This window comes from Allokutzneria sp. NRRL B-24872, assembly GCF_002155965.1.
In the GTDB taxonomy this organism is placed as follows: Bacteria; Actinomycetota; Actinomycetes; order Mycobacteriales; family Pseudonocardiaceae; genus Allokutzneria.
In genome coordinates this window covers 1-16,406 of sequence record NZ_MUMH01000149.1, presented here as the reverse complement: position 1 = coordinate 16,406, position 16,406 = coordinate 1, and the positions used below count along the sequence as shown (strand labels likewise).

Genomic DNA, 16,406 nt, shown 5'->3' with positions numbered 1-16,406 from the left:
CGGGCTCAGCCGTGCGCGGCGAGGACGGGCGGTCCGACGCTGACCTCACCAGCGACCACGAGGTGCTGCTCACCCAGGCGGGACGCGAACCCCGCCTCAGCCCTTGCGGTGTTCCCGGTCGTACTCGTCGAAGGCCTCCACGACACCGCCGTCCAGGACCATGGTCAGCGCGTAGGAGATGATCCACACCCACGTCTCCAGCCGAGCGGCGTCCGCATCGCTGATCAAGCCGTTGCGGCGCAGCATGCCTCCGGGGGCGATGCCCCAGGCTCGGGCGAAGTGGCAGATGCCGACCACGGCGGAGACCACCTCGCGCGGCACCAGGTCGGCGTCCAGGGACTCGGCGAGGCTCCGCAGCGCGGACATGACCTCGTGGAAGTTCTCCTCGCGCAGGCCGGTGAAGGGGCGCAGCGATCCGAGGAATCCCAGCTGCCAGCGCGGATCGTCCACGTCGGGATGCGCGCACGAGTGGAACAGCAGGGCTTCGCGAGCATCGGCCGGGGTCATCATCCCGCCGCCGTCACCTCGATCTCGACCAGCCACTGGCTGTCGAGCGTCTGCGCGACCACGGCCGTCGTCGGGACGACACGCCCACCCAGCGCAGCGACGCGTGCCTGGGCGTTGGCCTCGGCGTAGGAGGCGTCGCGCAGGTAGCTGGTGAGCCGCACGATGTTGTCGACCGTCATACCGGCGGAAGCGAGGATGGCGCGCAGGTTGGCCCAGACGAGCGCGAGCTGCTCCTCGATCGTGGCTCCGGGCACGCCCTGCGGATCGAGCCCCATCGTGCCCGCGACGAACAACAGCCTTTGCGCGCCGCGCACCTCCAATGCGTGCACGTAGTCGTTGGTGGCGGCGTAGACACCGTCGGTCGGACTGTGCGCAATGGTCTCCATGCGCTCAATCTAGACAAGAGCGGCCTTCAAGCGCGGCGAATTACCTTGCCGTCCATTGTGGACACACCGGGTCACGGCCAGTAGCGCCGGTCGCGACACGCCGCGTAGTAGATCGGTATCCAGAACAGCATCGTCAGCAGGACCCAGCTCGCCTTGAACCCGAACCTTCCCAGTGACGTACCGATCACCAGCAGCACGATCACGACGGCGGCAAGCCACGCGAGGACGAACCCGACACTGAACCGCATCGAGAACGAGCGGCGCGGGACCATCGGCAACCCCAAGCGCGCGGCGAGCACCGGACGGTGTTTGCGCACCAACCTGACCGCGAGCACCAACCCGAGCACCGGGACCAGCACCGCCAGACCGATCGGCCAAGGCTCGAAGTTGGCGGAGTCCACAGCCGCCAAAGCCAGTGCGTAGATCACCGGCCACCACCACCAGGCGAGTTCGTGCCGGAGTTCGGCCTCGTCCACCTCAACCATGTCCCGCCCCCCAGGAAATCGGCCACCCGCAAGGAAAGTAGCAGCCGCGGACCAAACATGAGGGTGGTTTCCGGAAACGACGCTCGGGTCGACAAGAGGGTCTTGAAACGCTCCAGCCAGGAACGGAACCGGCGCTGAGCAGCGCATTGCAGAAAGTCGCAAGCGCGGCGCCCTAGGGTCCGCGCTCGAACGAGGACGAGCCGACAAAGGGAGAACTCGCGTGCGGCGCGGAGCGGTGACGGTGGCGTGGGTGACGGCGGCGAGCCTGGCGGCGGTGACGCTGGCCGGGTGCGGTGGGGCAACGCCCGGTGTGCCGACGGAGCCGGGGACGGACGCGCAGCCGACGAAGGCGTCCGTGGCGCCCGCCAAGACCGCCGATCCGCCCCTCCAGTTCGCCACCGCCGGAGTGACGCTGCCCAAGGCGGCGCTACGGGCGAATCTCGCGGGCAGCGCGGTCTCCCGGTTCATGACCCTGCGCGAGCGGACCGCCTACATCGTGGCGTCGGACAAGCTCTCGGCGGTGGACGTCCTCACCGGCAAGGAGAACTGGTCCGTCGGCATCGAGGGCAGGCCTGCGGACCCGTACGCGCAGAGCGGGCCGTTCGTGAACCCGGTCGGCCCCAGACCGCCCGCGGTGACGGACAAGCTCGCCGCGGCGGCGGTGGCCACGGCGGAGCCGGGTCAGGGGACCACGCCCGGCTTCACGGCGTTGACGGTCGTGGCCGCCGACACCGCGAGCGGGACGAAGGCGTGGCAGGCCAAGGTCAAGGTCGCCACGGACACCTACGGCGGTGGTGGCCAAGGATCGATCACCAAGGTCGCCGCGATCAGCGACAAGGCCGTGGTCGCCAGCTACTCCCACAGCGACAAGTCCTTCACCGTGGCCCTCGACGCCGCCACCGGGGCGACGCTGTGGGAGCGGCACGACTACGAGGCGGGCAGCCTCAACGGGAACGTGTTGGTGGGCAAGGACTCCAACGTCGCCGAGAACAAGTCGATGAACCAGGCCACCGCCGTGGACGTCGCGACCGGAGCGCAGCTGTGGGTGGGCGCGACCAGGGCGAGCCAGCTCTCCGTCGTGCCGTCCGACCCGGCGCTGGTGGTGGTCAACCGCACCGACTACGGCAGCGGCAAGCCGTCGCTGGTGTTCCTCGATCCCGCTTCCGGTGCTGCCAAAGGCGAACTGAAGGGCGCGGGCGGGTTCGGCAGCAGGGCCTACGGCGACTGCTACCACGACCAGCAGTCGGTGCTCGTCTGCACGAACGACGGGCGGGTCACCGGCTACGACTCCAAGACCGCCCAGCAGCTGTGGACGCTGCCCGACCAAGCCGCCAACCGCATCGCCCCCAGTGTCGTGACCGTGTGGCACGGAGCGCTCTACGGCAAGGTGGGCGGCAAGCCGATCGTGCTCGATGCCAAGACCGGCAAGGACGTCTCCACCACCGTCGAGATCGCTCCGGTCTGGGTCAGCCAGTACGCCGGGATCGCCGTTGACAGCAACGGCGATCCCAAGGCCTTCCCGGTCAAGTGAAGCTCACCTGACGGCCGCGAGCGCTCGGTTGAGCGCGGTCACGTTCACCCCCGGTTCGCCGAGGAAGCCCAAGGCGCGGCCGTCGGTGTTCGCGCTGACCAGGTCCCGCACGCGCTGTTCGCTGAGGCCGTTGGCGCGCGCGACGCGGGGCACCTGGAGTTCGGCGTACGCAGAGCTGACGTGCGGGTCGAGTCCGGAGCCGGACGCGGTGACGGCTTCCTGCGGAACCTGTTGTGGCGCAACACCTTCGCGCTGCGAGACCACGGCACGGCGTTCGGCGACCACCGCGTCGTGGTCGGCGTTCAGCTCTCCTTTGTTGGAGCCGCCGGAGGCGGGCAGGGTCGCGGCCGAGGGGCGGGTGTGGAACCACTGGTCGCCCTCGCGGTCGACGCCGACGAGCGTGGTGTCGACGGCTTCGGCGTTGGCGTGCAGGCCGGGCAGCCGCGACACCAGCCAGACGCTCGCCGGGTAGAGCACGCCGAGCAGCACGGTCAGCACGAGCAGGACGCGCAGTCCCGCGACGGCCTGTTTGACGAAGGTCATGTCCTCACCCGATCCCGGGAATCAGTCGCACGAGCAGGTCGATCAGCCAGATCCCGGCGAAGGGCGTGACGACACCGCCCAGGCCGTAGATCAGCAGGTTGCGCCGCAGCAGCGCTGCCGCGCTGGAGGGCTTGTACTGCACTCCGCGCAGCGCCAACGGGATCAGCACGACGATCACCAGCGCGTTGAAGACGACCGCGGACAGGATCGCCGACCGCGGCGTGGCCAGGCCCATGATGTTGAGCAGGCCGAGCTGCGGGTAGATCGCGGCGAACATGGCCGGCAGGATCGCGAAGTACTTGGCGAGGTCGTTGGCGATGCTGAAGGTCGTCAGGGCGCCCCTGGTGATCAGCAGCTGCTTGCCGATCTCCACGACCTCGATCAGCTTGGTCGGGTCGGAGTCCAGGTCGACCATGTTCCCGGCTTCCTTGGCCGCGGAGGTGCCGGTGTTCATGGCGACACCGACGTCGGCCTGGGCCAGCGCGGGCGCGTCGTTGGTGCCGTCGCCGGTCATCGCGACGAGCTTGCCGCCCTCCTGCTCCTTGCGGATCAGGGCCATCTTGTCCTCGGGCTTGGCCTCGGCGAGGAAGTCGTCCACGCCCGCGTCGGCCGCGATCGCCTTGGCGGTCAACGGGTTGTCGCCGGTGACCATGACCGTGCGGATGCCCATGGCGCGCAGTTGGGCGAAGCGCTCCTTCATGCCGGGCTTCACCACGTCGGAGAGCCGGATGACACCCAGCACGACGTCGTCCTCCGCCACGACGAGCGGGGTGCCGCCCTCCGCGCTGATCTCGTCGACGACGGCCCGGGTCGCCGGGGTGAGGGTGAAGGCGCTGGCCGCGCCCTTGCGGATCTGCCTGCCGTCGAGGTCGATCCCGGACATCCGCGTCTGCGCGGTGAAGGGAACGAACTCGCCGGTCTTCTCGTGCTCCGTCGCCGCCGCCGAACGCCCGTAGCGCTCAGCGCACAGCTCCACGACGCTGCGACCCTCGGGTGTGCCGTCGGCGAGGCTGGACAGCCGCACCGCGTCGACCAGCGCGTCCATCGCGGTGTCGTCGACCGGGATGAACTCCGTGGCCCGGCGGTTGCCCCAGGTGATGGTGCCGGTCTTGTCCAGCAGCAGCGTGTCGATGTCGCCAGCGGCTTCGACGGCGCGACCGGACTTGGCGAGCACGTTGCGCTGCACCAGGCGGTCCATCCCGGCGATGCCGATGGCCGAGAGCAGCGCGCCGATCGTGGTCGGGATCAAGCAGACCAGCAGCGCGGTCAGCACGATCACCGACTGCTCGCCACCGGAGTAGATGGCGAAGGGCTGCAACGCCATCACCGCGAGCAGGAAGATGATCGTCAGCGTGGACAGCAGGATGGTCAGCGCGATCTCGTTGGGCGTCTTCTGCCGCTGCGCGCCCTCGACCAACGCGATCATTCTGTCCACAAAGGACTCACCGGGCTTCGTGGTGATCTTCACGACGATCCGGTCGGAGAGCACGGTGGTGCCCCCGGTGACCGCCGAGCGGTCACCGCCGGACTCGCGGATGACCGGGGCGGACTCGCCGGTGATCGCCGACTCGTCCACGGTGGCGATGCCGTCGATGACGTCGCCGTCGCCCGGGACCACCTCCCCCGCCTCCACGACGACGAGGTCGCCGAGGCGCAGTTCGGTTCCGGGAACGCGTTCCTCGGCACCGCTTCCGGTGAGCCTGCGCGCGACGGAGTCCTTCTTGGTCTTGCGCAAGGACTCCGCCTGGGCCTTGCCGCGGCCTTCCGCGACGGCCTCGGCGAGGTTGGCGAACAGCACCGTGAGCCACAACCACACGGCGACCGCGATCGAGAAGCCCTGCGGCTCCGCGACAGCGAAGACGGTGACCAGCAGCGAGCCGATCCACACCACGAACATGACGGGATTGCGCAGCTGGTGGCGCGGGTGGAACTTGCGCAGCGCCTCCGGGAAGGAGGTCAGCAGCTGTCGGGGGTTGAACACGCCCGCGGAGACCTGTGGGCGTTCGGTGCTGGTCGAGGGGGTGGTCACAGCAGTGCCTCCGCGATGGGACCGAGTGCGAGAGCGGGAACGAAGGTGAGCGCGGCGACGAGCACGACACTGCCCGCCAGCAGCGAACCGAAGAGCGGTCCGGTGGTGGGCAGCGTGCCCGCCGTCTCCGGGACCTTCTTCTGCTGAGCCAGGAAACCCGCGAGCGCGAGCACCGCGACGATCGGCACGAACCGGCCGAGCGCCATGCACACGCCGAGCGAGGCCTGGAACCAGTCGTTGGTCACGGTGATCCCGGCGAAGGCGCTGCCGTTGTTGTTCGAGGCGGAGGCGTACGCGTACAGGATCTCCGACAGGCCGTGCGAGCCCGGGTTGTTCAGTGCGGCGCTGGTGCTGGGCAGCAGAACCGCGATGCCCGCTCCGATCAGCAGCACCGTCGGCATGGCCAGGATCGACACCGCCGCGGCCGTGACCTCCTTGCGCCCCAGCTTCTTCCCGAGGTACTCCGGGGTGCGGCCGACCATCAACCCGGCGAGGAACATCGCGATCACGGCCATCACCAGGATGCTGTAGAGCCCGGTGCCTACGCCGCCCGGCGTCATCTCGCCGAAGAGCATGTTCAGCAGCGCTCCGCCGCCGCCGAGCCCGGTGAAGCTGTCGTGCATCGAGTTCACCGCGCCGGTGGAGGTGCCGGTGGTGGTGTTGGCGAACAGCACCGAGGAGGGGATGCCGAAGCGGACTTCCTTGCCCTCCGAGGGACGCAGCCCGAAGGACTCCCCGGCCCAGATCACCGCGAGCATCAGCGTCCACAGGGTGCCCATGACGCCGAGCAGCACGTGGCCCTGCTTGCGGTTGCCGACCATCGTGCCGAACGTCCGGGTCAGCGACACCGGGACGACCAGCATCAGGAAGATCTCGATCAGGTTGGACCACGCGCTCGGGTTCTCGAACGGGTGCGCGGAGTTCGCGTTCAGCACGCCACCGCCGTTGGTGCCCAACATCTTCACGGCTTCCTGGCTGGCGACCGGGGCCGTGGCGACGGTCTGCCCGTCCACGGAGACCCCGGACTTGAGACTCATCACCACGCCGGTGGCCACCAGCACGATCGCGAAGACGAAGGCGATCGGCAGCAGGACGCGCGTGGTCCCGCGCACCAGGTCGACCCAGAAGTTGCCGAGCCGATCCGCCTTGCTGCGCACGAAACCACGCACCAACGCGATCGCGACACCCATGCCCACGGCGGCGGAGACGAAGTTCTGCACCGTCAGACCGGCCATCTGGACCGTGTGGCCCATGACGGTCTCCGGAACGTAGGACTGCCAGTTCGTGTTGGTCACGAAGCTGATCGCGGTGTTGAAGGCCATCCCCGGCGGCACGTCACCGCGACCGAAGTCGAAGGGCAGCAGCGACTGGACGCGTTGCAGCACGTACAAGAGCGCCACACCGACGAAGGAGAATCCCAGCACGCCGAGCGCGTAGGTGCCCCAGCGCTGCTCCGACTCCGGGTCGATGCGCGCCACGCGGTAGATCGCGCGCTCCACCCGGGTGTGCTTCGTCCCGGTGTACACGCGCGCCATGTAGTCGCCGAACGGCCGGTACACCACGGCCAGGGCGAGGATCAGCAGGCCGACCTGGAGCAGGCCGGCCACGGTCGATGACATCAGAACTTCTCCGGCCTGATCAACGCGATGAAGAGGTAGACGATCAGCAGCAGCGCGAGCACGCCGCCGATCGAATTGGCCAGCAGACCCGTGCCACTCACAACCGCTCCAAACCGCGCACAGCCAGCGCCAGCACCAGGAACACACCGATCAGCAGCAACGCGTAGGCCAGGTCGGCCACGGGCGTGCTCCTCTCCCACTCACGGCGCCACGGACGGCGCCATCACCCGGAAGGGTGCAGGAGGACAACGGCGTTCTTGGGTGGCCTGACGCGTCCTTGACGCCCGTGACCGGGTCCTTTACGCGTTGTTGACAGCGCCCGCGCGGGCGTGGTCGCGGGCGTCACCCGCCCGTGATCGGCGCGTGACCCACCGAACGGCGGCACCGCGTCACGAAGGGTGAGCTGGAGCAGGACAGGCGGAGGAACCAGGCCGCCCGGGCCCCGCGGCCCGTGGCGGGCCGCGGGCCGAGTGCGGTCAGCGTCGGCGAGGTCCGGCTTGCGCGCGTGCCTCGGCGGCGTCCAGGTCGGCCGCGTCGGTCAGGGTCGCGTTGTCCTCGTAGGTGACCGAGTCCGGGACGGCGTCGCTGCCGACCGGGTCGGCGTCCCACACGTTGCCCCGGTAGATCACGTTGTCCAGCGGCGGGTGGACGTGCAGCACGGCGGTGTTGTCAGCGCGCCGCACCACGTTGTCCGCCACCGTCACCCACGCCGCGCCGTAGTCGGTGTAGAGGGCGAAGTTGTACGGGGTGCGGGTGTCAGTGACGACGTTGCCGCGCACCACCGCCCCGTCCTCGTGCGATTCGCCCTGCGGCCCGGACAGGTAGATGCCGCCGCCGTCGGCCAGCACGCCCATCGCGCCGGTGATGTGGTTGTGCAGGATGCGCGTGCCCTTCGCCGGGCCGCCCACGATGCCGCAGTGCGGGACGTCGTCCACGCGGTTGTGTGCGACCGTGCAGTCCACCGTGGCGAGGAGGGCGATGCCGGGCGAGCCCGAGTGGTCGAGCCCGACCCGGTGGACCTCGTTGTCCTCGACCACCGCGCGGTGGGTCCCGGTCAGGGTGATGGCGCCGGCGGCGAGGGTGTCGAACCCGCATCCGCGCACGACGGTGTCCGCGCCACCGGTGACGCCGAGCGCGGTCGAGCCCAGGCGGGTGAAGCGGCAGCCCTCGAACCGGATGCCGGTGGTGTCGAGCAGGGACGCGCACGCCGGGACGGTCTCCGGCTCGCCGGTGACGGTCAGCCAGGACTGGCCCTCCACGACGACCACGGTGTCGATCCGGCCGCCGTCGTGGAAGCCGCTGCCGTGGTAGTGCAGGAAGCCCCGGTCACCGGCCGGGCGCAGCCACGTGGTGTCGGCGAAGACCAGGCCGCGGAAGGAGATACCGGCTGCCCCCGTCACCGTCAGCAGGGTGTCCCGTTCCGGAGCGACGACCTGGGTGGCGGCAGGGTCCTCGCCGGTGCGCGGGAGGTAGTGCAGGACGTGCTCGCCGGGCCGCGAGCGGTCCAGTGCGAACGTGCCCGGTTCGGTGAGGAAGGACGGGTCGTTCTCCACGCGGGTCGGCAGGCCGGGGCCGGAGGAGGCCTGGCCGTCCCAGGAGTAGTTGTAGAGCTGCCGGGCCCAGGAGAAGGCGGGCTGCTTCATGGTGATCGTGCCGTCCGCGACCGACTCGACCGCGAGCCGGGCCTCGGTCCACGGGTAGACGCCCCGGTGGACGAACTCGACGCCCGCTCCCCAGTCGAGACGAGCATCCGTGACGTAACCATCGCCGTTTTCACTCACTTCGCCGGGAATCCCGTCGATGGCCGCCCGGTCGGCACGGCGGCCGTCGACGGTGAGGTGGCGGGTGTCGAGCGTGCCGACGTCCGCGACCCAGACGCCGTCACCGCCCACCCGCCAGCCGGTGATCACCCGCCCGCCGCCGATCACCACCTCCTCCTGCGCGGGCGTGCCGAACCCGTTCGCCTGATAGGTGATCCGACCGCCCTGCCGGGCCGAGTCCTCCTCGATGAACTCCCACGGCCCGGGGTAGGTGCCCGCCCGCACGTGCACGACCACGTCGCCAACGGCCTCCCGGGCCGCCCGCCGCGCCCGGTCGATCGTGGCGAAGGGCCGCTCTCGGGTGCCGGGGGCGTCGTCGTCGCCGTCGAGGGCCACGTGAACTTCGGTTGTGTATGCCATAAACGCCTTTATACTATAAACAGGAGGTAATAGGTGACGCAGGACAACGAGCGGGTCGAACTGCTGTGGCGCGAGGAGGACGCGCGGCCGGGGTTGAGCCCGGACCGGGTGGTGGCCGCCGCGGTGGCGGTCGCCGACGCGGAGGGCCTGGCGGGCCTGTCCATGCGCAAGGTCGCCGAGCACCTGGGCTTCACCACGATGTCGCTGTACCGGCACGTGCCCAGCCGGGAGCACCTGGTCGACCTCATGCGCGACGCCGTCCTGGCCGCGCCCGCGCCCGACGACACCGGCGCACCGTGGCGCGAGCGAATGGAGACCGCCGTCCGGCACGGCTGGGAACTGCGCAAACGCCACCCGTGGCTGGCCGAGGAGCACAGCACGCGGCACCTGCCGGGGCCGAACGCGCTGGCGCACTACGAGCACCTGCTGACCATCCTGGCGAGCACCCCCCTGCCGCCTGCGGAGGTCGTGGCGGCGGCGGGACTGCTCGGCCGCTTCCTCAACGCCGAGGCACTGACGCTGGTCGACGCGGCGCGCGCCGAGCGGGACAGCGGGGTGAGCCACGAGGAGTTCTGGGGCGCGCGCGACGGGCTCTGGTCGCGGATGAGCCGCTACCCGACCCTCACCGCGCTGTGGGAGACGGGCGGTTTCGAGGAGTCCGACCCGTTCGAGTTCGGTCTGGCGCTCCTGCTCGACGGCGTCGAGTCGCGCATCGCGCAGCGTGAGGGAACGCGTGACGAAACCTGCGCCACGTGCGGCGGACCGATCGAGCAGCCCGCTTCGGGCCGTCCGCGCGCCTACTGCTCGCGAAGGTGCCAACAACGCGCCTACCGCAGCCGGAAACGCTGACGCCCCAACCTTGTCGGCGGGACGAGCAGCCCTAGCTCAAGAGGCGTTCGGCCAGCGCGTCGGGAAGGGTCGACGCGTCGGCCTCGATCTCGAAGCGACCGCTGTCGTCCTCCAGCAGGAAGCCCTCCAGGTCCGGCGAGGCGATCACGTCGATCTCGGCATCACCGGCGGCGCAGGTCAGGTGCCAGTTCCAGGACACCGCAGGCTGCCGCTGCTTTGAGACTTCGCGGAGATGGAGCACCTGCTTTCCGGCAGAAGTCTCACTCGGGTGTTCAACGATACATTTTAACCTCATGAGTCAGGACATCAGCGCATTCGTTCCGCCTTCGTGCGAGCTGCTCGGCTGGGGCGAGCCCACCCACCAGGAACCCGCGTTCGCGCGGCTGCGCAACGAACTCCTCCCCCAGCTCGTCGAGCGCGGTTTCCGTTCCGTGGCCCTGGAGATCGACCGGGTGGCCGCGCTCGCCGTGAACGACTACGTGCAGGAGGGCGTCGGCACGCTCGACGAGGTGATGCGCGCGGGCTTCTCCCACGACTTCGGCCTGCTGGAGGGCAACCGCCAGCTCGTCGCCTGGATGCGCGAGCACAACGAGGGTCGCCCAACTCCGGAGCGCTTGTCGCTGCACGGATTCGACGCTCCGACGGAGACGATGAGCGCGCCGAGCCCGCGCCCCTACCTCGATTACGCCCGCGACCGCCTCGGGCTCGACGTGGACTTCGCGGACCTGGTCGGCGCGGACGACAGGTGGAGCCGCGCGGAGGCTGTGATGGACCCCGCCGCGTCCCCCGGCGCCACCGCCGAGGCCGCCCAGCTGCGCGTGATCGCCGACGACATGATGACCACGCTCCACGCCCGCGCGCCCGAGATGCCGCGCGAGGAGTGGCTGCGGGTGAAGATCCACCTCGCCGGCGCGCTCGACCTGCTGCGCTACCACAAGCAGTGCGCGCGACCGCTCGCCCGGGCCGAGCGGCTTCCCCTGCTGACGGCCACGCGGGACGCCCTTATGGCACAACACCTGCTCGACATCCGCGCGATCGAGGCGCGGCGCGGCCCGACGCTGGTCTACTCGCACAACCTCCACCTGCAACGCAGTCCGAGCACCATGTCCATGGGAGCGAACGACGTCACCTTCCACTCCGCAGGCGCCATCGTGGGTTCCCTGCTCGGCGAGCGGTACCGCGTCATCGTCTCCAGCCTGGGCGCCAGCACGACCATCGAGCTGCCCGAGCCCGAGCCTGACACCTACGAAAGCCTTCTGCAGAGCCGATTCCCCGTGTGGGGGCTGACGACCGAAGTCGCACCTGGCCGCAAGCGCGCCCCCTTCAACCCGATGCGGGGCTACTTCCCGCTCGACCAGACACTGCTGGACGGCACTGACGTCGTCCTGCACGTCAACACCGCATAGGGCCTGTCGCGGCGCGGAGCTGGTCCAGGATCGCGCGCACTTCGTTGTCGTTCAACGTGACCAGCTCCAGGGCCAGCTCCTCGCCGTGCTTCATCACGAAGATCGGCGGTGCCCCCGCCGCCAGCTCCGCCGCGAGCCGGTCCGCGTCCTCGACGGTCAGCACCGCGCGGGTCACCGGGAGCCCAGCGGGATCGGGCCATTCGCGCGCCGCGATCCCCGGGATCTTCGCGGCCTCGCGCACGAAAGCCGCGACCTTCTCCGCCTCACGCTCCACCCACGCGGCGCCGCGCCACTCCCCGAGCGCGGCGATGACCCCAGCGATCGCCTCCTTCGTCGGCTTCATCCCGCGACCGATCCCGCCGTCCTGGGCGCGAACCGCCCGAACGAACTCCCGTGCGCCGAGCACCAGTCCCGCAGTGGGCGACGCGAGGTACTTCTGGCCGCTGACCAACACGGCCTCCGCCCCCGTCGCCAGCAGCTCCCCGACCCTCGGGAACTGCGCGGCGCCGTCGATGATCACCGGGACCGCGTGGTCGTGCGCGAGGCGGACCGCCGCGCCGAGATCGATCGGCTCGGCCAACCGGGAGGACACGAGCACCACGCACGCGACGTCCTCGGAGGACTCCGAGAACGCTGATTCCAGTTCTCGCACAACGGAAACGCGGGCGCCCGCGAGCCGGATCGCCTGGAGGTTGGACTGCCCGTAGTCCACCGCGTGCCCCTCGGGGACCACGACGCGGGCGCGCATGCCGGTCGCGTCCGGCAGGGCGGCGATCCGCTCAGCGTCCGTTCCGGCCATCGCCGCCGCCACCGCGACGGTGATCGCCGCGGCTGTGCAGTGCACCACCGCACCCGCCTGCGCTCCGGTCGCGTCGGCGAGGGCGTCGCTCGCGCGGTCGGCGAGTTCTTCCACCACGACGAACTCCGGCAGGGCTTCGGCGACGGCGGCGACCACGGCCGACGAACTCCGCGACACCCCCAACGGCGTGTACGTCCCCCTGGCGTTGATCACCCTGGTCAGGCCCAGTCGCTCGTGAATCCCCATGCCGGGCAACCTAGCCGCGCGCTCTGAACGGCGGGACCTCACCGCGGGCGACGAGCCAGTCCAGCGCCTCCCGGATCGCTTCCAACGACGTGTGCTTCGGCCGGAAACCCAGCAGCCGCAGTGCTTTCGCCATGCTGCCGTGGGCGCTGTGCGCGATGTGGTCGTTGGTGAGCGCGGCCTCGGCTTCCGGCACCTGCGAGCGCCACTGCTCCCATCCCAGGAACGCCAGCTCGTCAGGTCGGCCGTACCACTCCGCGACCGCTTCGGCGTAGCCGCGCAACGTGATCGCTCGCGGCGACACAACGTGGAAGCTCTGCCCCACAGCGTCCGCGCGGCCCGCCATCGCGGCGACGAACGCGCCCGCCACGTCATCGGCGTGCACGTGGTGCACCGTCTCCATCCCGAAGTTGGGCAGCGTGACCTCCTCCCCCGCAGCGAGCGCGTGGAAGACGCCAAGATCGAGGTTGCCGAGCGGGTTGATGGGCGCCCAACCCGGGCCGGTGATGTGGCCGGGGTGCAGGACCGTGGCCGGGAACCCGTCGCGGCTGTGCTCATCGAGCAACCACCGCTCGATCTCCGCTTTGCGGACGCCGTACTCGCCGAACGGGCGTCGCGGCGCGTCTTCGGTGACGGGGACTTCGGCGGAGTGGCCGTGCACCCACATCGTTCCGCAGTGCAGGAAGTGCTGGATGTGCCCTCGCAGGGACTCGACGAGCTGCCGGGCGCTGTCCACGTCGAAGCAGATCAGATCGACCACCACGTCGGCATCGAGGTCCCGGACCCGGTCACCGAAGACCCCGGCGCGCTCCTCCGCCGCCCGGTCCGCCACAACGGTGTTCACCGAGCTCCACGCGGGATGCGACCGGTAGGGAGCGCTGCGCCCCCTGCTCACCACGATGACCTCGTGCCCGGCCTCCACCAGGTGTGGCACGAGGTACCCGCCGATGTGCCCGGTTCCCCCGAGCACGACCACTCGCGTCATACGGCGCTCCTCAGGTCGATCGTGCGATCACCACATCCTGACACCGCTGACAGTGCGATTGACCCCGCCGACGCCCGCGAGCGAGGATGCGTCCTGGGCGGACGTTCTGGAGGCGCGCGATGGCGACGGTCGAGGACGTGCGCACGCTGGGCGCGGAGTTGGAGCGCTCCTACCCGGTCTTCGTGCGCGGCCGGTTGAAGTTCCGGGTCAAGCAGATCGTCTACGTCGCGTTCTCCCTTGACGAGGCCGTGATGGGTTTCGCGTTCCCGAAGGAGGAGCGCGCGGCGTTCGTCGCGGCGGAGCCGCAGAAGTTCCACCTGCCGTCGGAGTCGGACATGCGGTTCAACTGGGTGCACGCCGACCTCGCGGAGCTGGAGGCGGCCGAGGCCCGCGAACTCGTCGTGGACGCGTGGCGGATGGTGGTCCCGCAGAAGCTCTCCCGCGCCTACGACCTCACCCATCCCGAAGGTCCGGGCTGACGGCACCGAACGCGCTTCCCGTGCGTTCAAGTGTCGTGAGCGACGACACGAGGGACCCTCAGGCCCCGCGGTGGGCAGTGTGGATCGCGCGCGCGATCTCCGTGGTGATCGTCGTGCCGATCACGCTCGCCTGGGAATGGCTCAAGGCCATCGGCCGATTGCTGTTCGTGCGCCCGGTCCGCGCGGTCGGCAGGGGTACGAAGGCGGTGGGCCGAGCGATGTCCGGGTTCCTGGTCCGCTGGCTGTTCGCTCCCGCAGCATGGGGCCTGGTCCTGTTCGGCCGGTTCCTGGTGCGCTACGTGCTCAGCCCGATCGGCACGGTGCTGGCGGTCATCGGGCGCTTCCTCCGGGACTACCTCCTGCGCCCGGTGAACCGCGCTCTGCGCGCCACTGGTCGCTTCGTGCTGCGCTACCTGCGAGCTTCGGGGCGCGCCACCGCGAGCGGCTTTCGCGCTGTGGGCAACGGCGTCGTCTGGTTGTTCCAAGCATCGTCGCGCGCATTGGCCTGGTCGTTCCGCGTGTTGTCGCGCGTCATGATTCGTCCTGCGCGCCAAGGAATCCGCAAGGCCGCCGTCGCGTTCGGGCGCGCGCTCTGGGCGGTGCTCGTCCCGATCGGATGCGGTGTCCGAGCCACCTGGCGTTTCCTCGGCAAGGCAGTCGTCACCGTCGTGTCCGTCGCCGTCATCCCGGTTCGATGGCTGTGGCGATCAGTTCTCGCGCCTGTCGGCCGGTGGATCGGGGCAGCGTTGTGGACGGTGCTGCGGCTCTTCGGTTCCGCGCTGGTGTGGGTCTTCCGCCGAGTTGGCCAGCTGCTCTGGCTGATCGCCCGGCTGTTCGCTTCGGCGGGCAGGTGGGCGTATCACCGCGTGGCGCTGCCCCTGTGGCGCGGCATCACCGCCGTGGTGCGGCACGGGATCGTCAATCCGGCGAAGTTCGTCCACCGCGCGGTGTTCCTCCCGATCGGGCGTGCAGCGCGGAGCTTGTTCCGGGCGTCCGTCGTGGCCCCGGCGCGGTGGGTTCGGGACTCCGTGGTGCTGCCCGTGCGTCTGGCGAGTCGGCGAGTGCGGCTCCAGCTCCGCAGCGCCTTCGGCCGCCCGCCGACCTGATCACCGGTCAGCGGCGCCCGGTGGCCAGCACGAGGAGGAACTGCCCGCCGCCCGGCTCGACGGTCGCGGTCACCGGCAGCCCCGGCACCAGCCGGGAGAAGCGGTCCACCAGCCAGTCCGCCGCCTCCTGGGCGTCCTGTCTGGTCGGGCACCGGGCAACCAGCTCCCGGCCGCCCTTGCGCTCCAGCCTGGTCGCGACGGTGATCAGCGGCGCGGGGTCGGCCACGTGCAGGTGCTCCGGCCAGGCGATGACCACCTTCACCGCGCCCTTGCGGGTGTTGCACCCCCGGTGCGCCAGCCGCTCAGCGACCTTGGCCTTGCGGTCGGCGGTGCGGCTGTCGACGCTGGGCCCAAGCGAGTCGTTGACCGACACACCGGGGTCGACCGGTTGGTCGCACACCCAGCACCGCCAGCCGTCGCGCTCGGCCACGTCATCGAGGAGGCTCACCCCGGCAAACTAGCCTGCCCGGCGGCCGCCCCGCGCACCGCACCCGCTTGTCCCCTTTCCGGCGGTTTCACCCGGCTCGGACCGCGCCGCCGTCGCCGAACTCCCGGCGGTGGGCGACCGTGGGGTGACGCCGCGACGAGCAGGGAGCCCAGATGGCCCGCACGAAGATCGACATCACGGTCCCGGACCTCTCCGGCAAGCGCGCCGTGGTCACCGGCGCCAGCGACGGCGTCGGGCTCGGCATCGCCGCGCGGCTGGCCGCCGCTGGGGCGGAGGTCATCATGCCCGTCCGCAACCCCGGCAAGGGCGAGGCCGCGATCGCCGCGATCCGCCAGCGGACCCCCGAAGCGAACGTGGCACTGCGCTCACTCGACCTCTCCTCGCTGCGCTCGGTCACCGAGCTGGCCGAGCTGCTGCTGTCGGAGGACGAGCCGATCCACGTCCTCGTCAACAACGCGGGCGTCATGACCCCGCCCGAGCGCAAGACCACCGAGGACGGCTTCGAGCTCCAGTTCGGCACCAACCACCTCGGCCACTTCACCCTCGTCACCGCGCTGCTGCCGCTGCTGCGAGCCGGTCGCGCCCGGGTCACCTCGCAGATCAGCGTCTCGGCCAACCGGCACGCCATCAACTGGGCGGACCTCAACTGGGAGCGCTCCTACAGCGGCGACAGGGCCTACAGCCAGTCCAAGATCGCCCTCGGCCTGTTCGGGCTCGAACTCGCCAGGCGCAGCAACGCGGGCGGCTGGGGCATCACCAGCAACCTCGCCCACCCCGGCATCGCCCCCACCAACCTGCTCGCCGCCCGCCC

At 70.3% G+C, this 16,406-nt stretch carries 18 protein-coding genes; 6 read left to right on the top strand and 12 right to left on the bottom strand.

Annotated elements, in window-relative coordinates; translation table 11 throughout:
• Positions 1-96 precede the first annotated feature (96 nt).
• The 3 genes from CCN37_RS31645 to CCN37_RS31635 form a co-directional block, all read right to left on the bottom strand.
• Positions 97-510, bottom strand: coding sequence for a hypothetical protein (locus tag CCN37_RS31645; RefSeq protein WP_210408296.1), 414 nt, complete (start codon positions 508-510; stop codon positions 97-99).
• Positions 507-893, bottom strand: coding sequence for a RidA family protein (locus CCN37_RS31640; RefSeq protein WP_086827940.1), 387 nt, complete (start codon positions 891-893; stop codon positions 507-509). Before CCN37_RS31640 ends, CCN37_RS31645 begins: the two co-directional genes overlap by 4 nt.
• Before the next feature lie 71 nt (positions 894-964).
• The gene (locus CCN37_RS31635; protein WP_086827938.1) at positions 965-1,378 is read right to left on the bottom strand and encodes a hypothetical protein; all 414 of its coding nucleotides are present in this window, start codon (positions 1,376-1,378) and stop codon (positions 965-967) included.
• A 220-nt stretch (positions 1,379-1,598) separates the two neighbouring features.
• Between CCN37_RS31635 and CCN37_RS31630 the strand changes: the two genes are divergently transcribed.
• The gene (locus CCN37_RS31630) at positions 1,599-2,909 is read left to right on the top strand and encodes a PQQ-binding-like beta-propeller repeat protein (protein WP_086827935.1); all 1,311 of its coding nucleotides are present in this window, start codon (positions 1,599-1,601) and stop codon (positions 2,907-2,909) included.
• A gap of 3 nt (positions 2,910-2,912) precedes the next feature.
• On the opposite strand, the gene CCN37_RS31625 is transcribed toward CCN37_RS31630, so the two are convergent.
• The 5 genes from CCN37_RS31625 to CCN37_RS31605 all read right to left on the bottom strand — a co-directional run bounded on the left by CCN37_RS31625 (position 2,913) and on the right by CCN37_RS31605 (position 9,280).
• Positions 2,913-3,452, bottom strand: coding sequence for a potassium-transporting ATPase subunit C (locus CCN37_RS31625; RefSeq protein ID WP_086827933.1), 540 nt, complete (start codon positions 3,450-3,452; stop codon positions 2,913-2,915).
• Between the two features lie 4 nt (positions 3,453-3,456).
• Entirely contained in the window at positions 3,457-5,481 is a 2,025-nt protein-coding gene (kdpB, locus tag CCN37_RS31620; protein WP_086827931.1) for a potassium-transporting ATPase subunit KdpB, read from the bottom strand.
• A complete protein-coding gene (kdpA, locus tag CCN37_RS31615) occupies positions 5,478-7,100 on the bottom strand; it encodes a potassium-transporting ATPase subunit KdpA (protein WP_086827929.1) in 1,623 nt (540 codons plus the stop codon). The genes kdpB and kdpA overlap by 4 nt, the downstream gene beginning before the upstream one ends.
• The gene (gene kdpF, locus CCN37_RS31610; RefSeq protein WP_086827928.1) at positions 7,100-7,201 is read right to left on the bottom strand and encodes a K(+)-transporting ATPase subunit F; all 102 of its coding nucleotides are present in this window, start codon (positions 7,199-7,201) and stop codon (positions 7,100-7,102) included. The genes kdpA and kdpF overlap by 1 nt, the downstream gene beginning before the upstream one ends.
• 375 nt (positions 7,202-7,576) lie before the next feature.
• Positions 7,577-9,280 (bottom strand): right-handed parallel beta-helix repeat-containing protein, encoded by a 1,704-nt coding sequence (locus CCN37_RS31605; protein WP_086827925.1) that lies wholly within the window; start codon positions 9,278-9,280, stop codon positions 7,577-7,579.
• 33 nt (positions 9,281-9,313) lie between these two features.
• Between CCN37_RS31605 and CCN37_RS31600 the strand changes: the two genes are divergently transcribed.
• Positions 9,314-10,129: a TetR/AcrR family transcriptional regulator C-terminal domain-containing protein gene (locus CCN37_RS31600; protein WP_086827922.1), complete on the top strand. Its 816-nt coding sequence runs from the start codon at positions 9,314-9,316 to the stop codon at positions 10,127-10,129.
• A gap of 31 nt (positions 10,130-10,160) precedes the next feature.
• Here CCN37_RS31600 and CCN37_RS40245 read toward each other — a convergent pair whose 3' ends face one another.
• Positions 10,161-10,328, bottom strand: coding sequence for a hypothetical protein (locus tag CCN37_RS40245; protein ID WP_168200950.1), 168 nt, complete (start codon positions 10,326-10,328; stop codon positions 10,161-10,163).
• A 94-nt stretch (positions 10,329-10,422) separates the two neighbouring features.
• On the opposite strand from CCN37_RS40245, the gene CCN37_RS31595 reads away from it, so the two are divergent.
• Positions 10,423-11,535 (top strand): erythromycin esterase family protein, encoded by a 1,113-nt coding sequence (locus CCN37_RS31595; protein WP_086827920.1) that lies wholly within the window; start codon positions 10,423-10,425, stop codon positions 11,533-11,535.
• On the opposite strand, the gene CCN37_RS31590 is transcribed toward CCN37_RS31595, so the two are convergent.
• Positions 11,522-12,580 (bottom strand): threonine aldolase, encoded by a 1,059-nt coding sequence (locus tag CCN37_RS31590; protein ID WP_086827918.1) that lies wholly within the window; start codon positions 12,578-12,580, stop codon positions 11,522-11,524. The two genes, CCN37_RS31595 and CCN37_RS31590, sit on opposite strands and share 14 nt — an antisense overlap.
• Positions 12,581-12,590: 10 nt before the next feature.
• On the bottom strand, positions 12,591-13,562 hold the full coding sequence (locus CCN37_RS31585; RefSeq protein ID WP_086827916.1) for an NAD(P)-dependent oxidoreductase: 972 nt from the start codon (positions 13,560-13,562) through the stop codon (positions 12,591-12,593).
• A gap of 119 nt (positions 13,563-13,681) precedes the next feature.
• Between CCN37_RS31585 and CCN37_RS31580 the strand changes: the two genes are divergently transcribed.
• Entirely contained in the window at positions 13,682-14,041 is a 360-nt protein-coding gene (locus CCN37_RS31580; protein ID WP_086827913.1) for an MmcQ/YjbR family DNA-binding protein, read from the top strand.
• A gap of 77 nt (positions 14,042-14,118) precedes the next feature.
• Positions 14,119-15,147 (top strand): hypothetical protein, encoded by a 1,029-nt coding sequence (locus tag CCN37_RS31575; protein WP_086827911.1) that lies wholly within the window; start codon positions 14,119-14,121, stop codon positions 15,145-15,147.
• Between the two features lie 7 nt (positions 15,148-15,154).
• On the opposite strand, the gene CCN37_RS31570 is transcribed toward CCN37_RS31575, so the two are convergent.
• Positions 15,155-15,595 (bottom strand): hypothetical protein, encoded by a 441-nt coding sequence (locus tag CCN37_RS31570; RefSeq protein ID WP_086827910.1) that lies wholly within the window; start codon positions 15,593-15,595, stop codon positions 15,155-15,157.
• Positions 15,596-15,747: 152 nt separating this feature from the next.
• Between CCN37_RS31570 and CCN37_RS31565 the strand changes: the two genes are divergently transcribed.
• A partial coding sequence (locus tag CCN37_RS31565) for an SDR family oxidoreductase (RefSeq protein ID WP_086827907.1) occupies positions 15,748-16,406 on the top strand: 659 nt, incomplete at its 3' end.

Excerpts from the sequence above, each read along its gene's own strand:
- CCN37_RS31645 (WP_210408296.1), bottom strand. The coding sequence starts at position 510 with ATGATGACCCCGGCCGATGCTCGCGAAGCCCTGCTGTTCCACTCGTGC.
- CCN37_RS31640 (WP_086827940.1), bottom strand. The coding sequence starts at position 893 with ATGGAGACCATTGCGCACAGTCCGACCGACGGTGTCTACGCCGCCACC.
- CCN37_RS31635 (WP_086827938.1), bottom strand. The coding sequence starts at position 1,378 with ATGGTTGAGGTGGACGAGGCCGAACTCCGGCACGAACTCGCCTGGTGG.
- CCN37_RS31625 (WP_086827933.1), bottom strand. The coding sequence starts at position 3,452 with ATGACCTTCGTCAAACAGGCCGTCGCGGGACTGCGCGTCCTGCTCGTG.
- kdpA (WP_086827929.1), bottom strand. The coding sequence starts at position 7,100 with ATGTCATCGACCGTGGCCGGCCTGCTCCAGGTCGGCCTGCTGATCCTC.
- CCN37_RS31605 (WP_086827925.1), bottom strand. The coding sequence starts at position 9,280 with ATGGCATACACAACCGAAGTTCACGTGGCCCTCGACGGCGACGACGAC.
- CCN37_RS31595 (WP_086827920.1), top strand. The coding sequence starts at position 10,423 with ATGAGTCAGGACATCAGCGCATTCGTTCCGCCTTCGTGCGAGCTGCTC.
- CCN37_RS31590 (WP_086827918.1), bottom strand. The coding sequence starts at position 12,580 with ATGGGGATTCACGAGCGACTGGGCCTGACCAGGGTGATCAACGCCAGG.
- CCN37_RS31585 (WP_086827916.1), bottom strand. The coding sequence starts at position 13,562 with ATGACGCGAGTGGTCGTGCTCGGGGGAACCGGGCACATCGGCGGGTAC.
- CCN37_RS31580 (WP_086827913.1), top strand. The coding sequence starts at position 13,682 with ATGGCGACGGTCGAGGACGTGCGCACGCTGGGCGCGGAGTTGGAGCGC.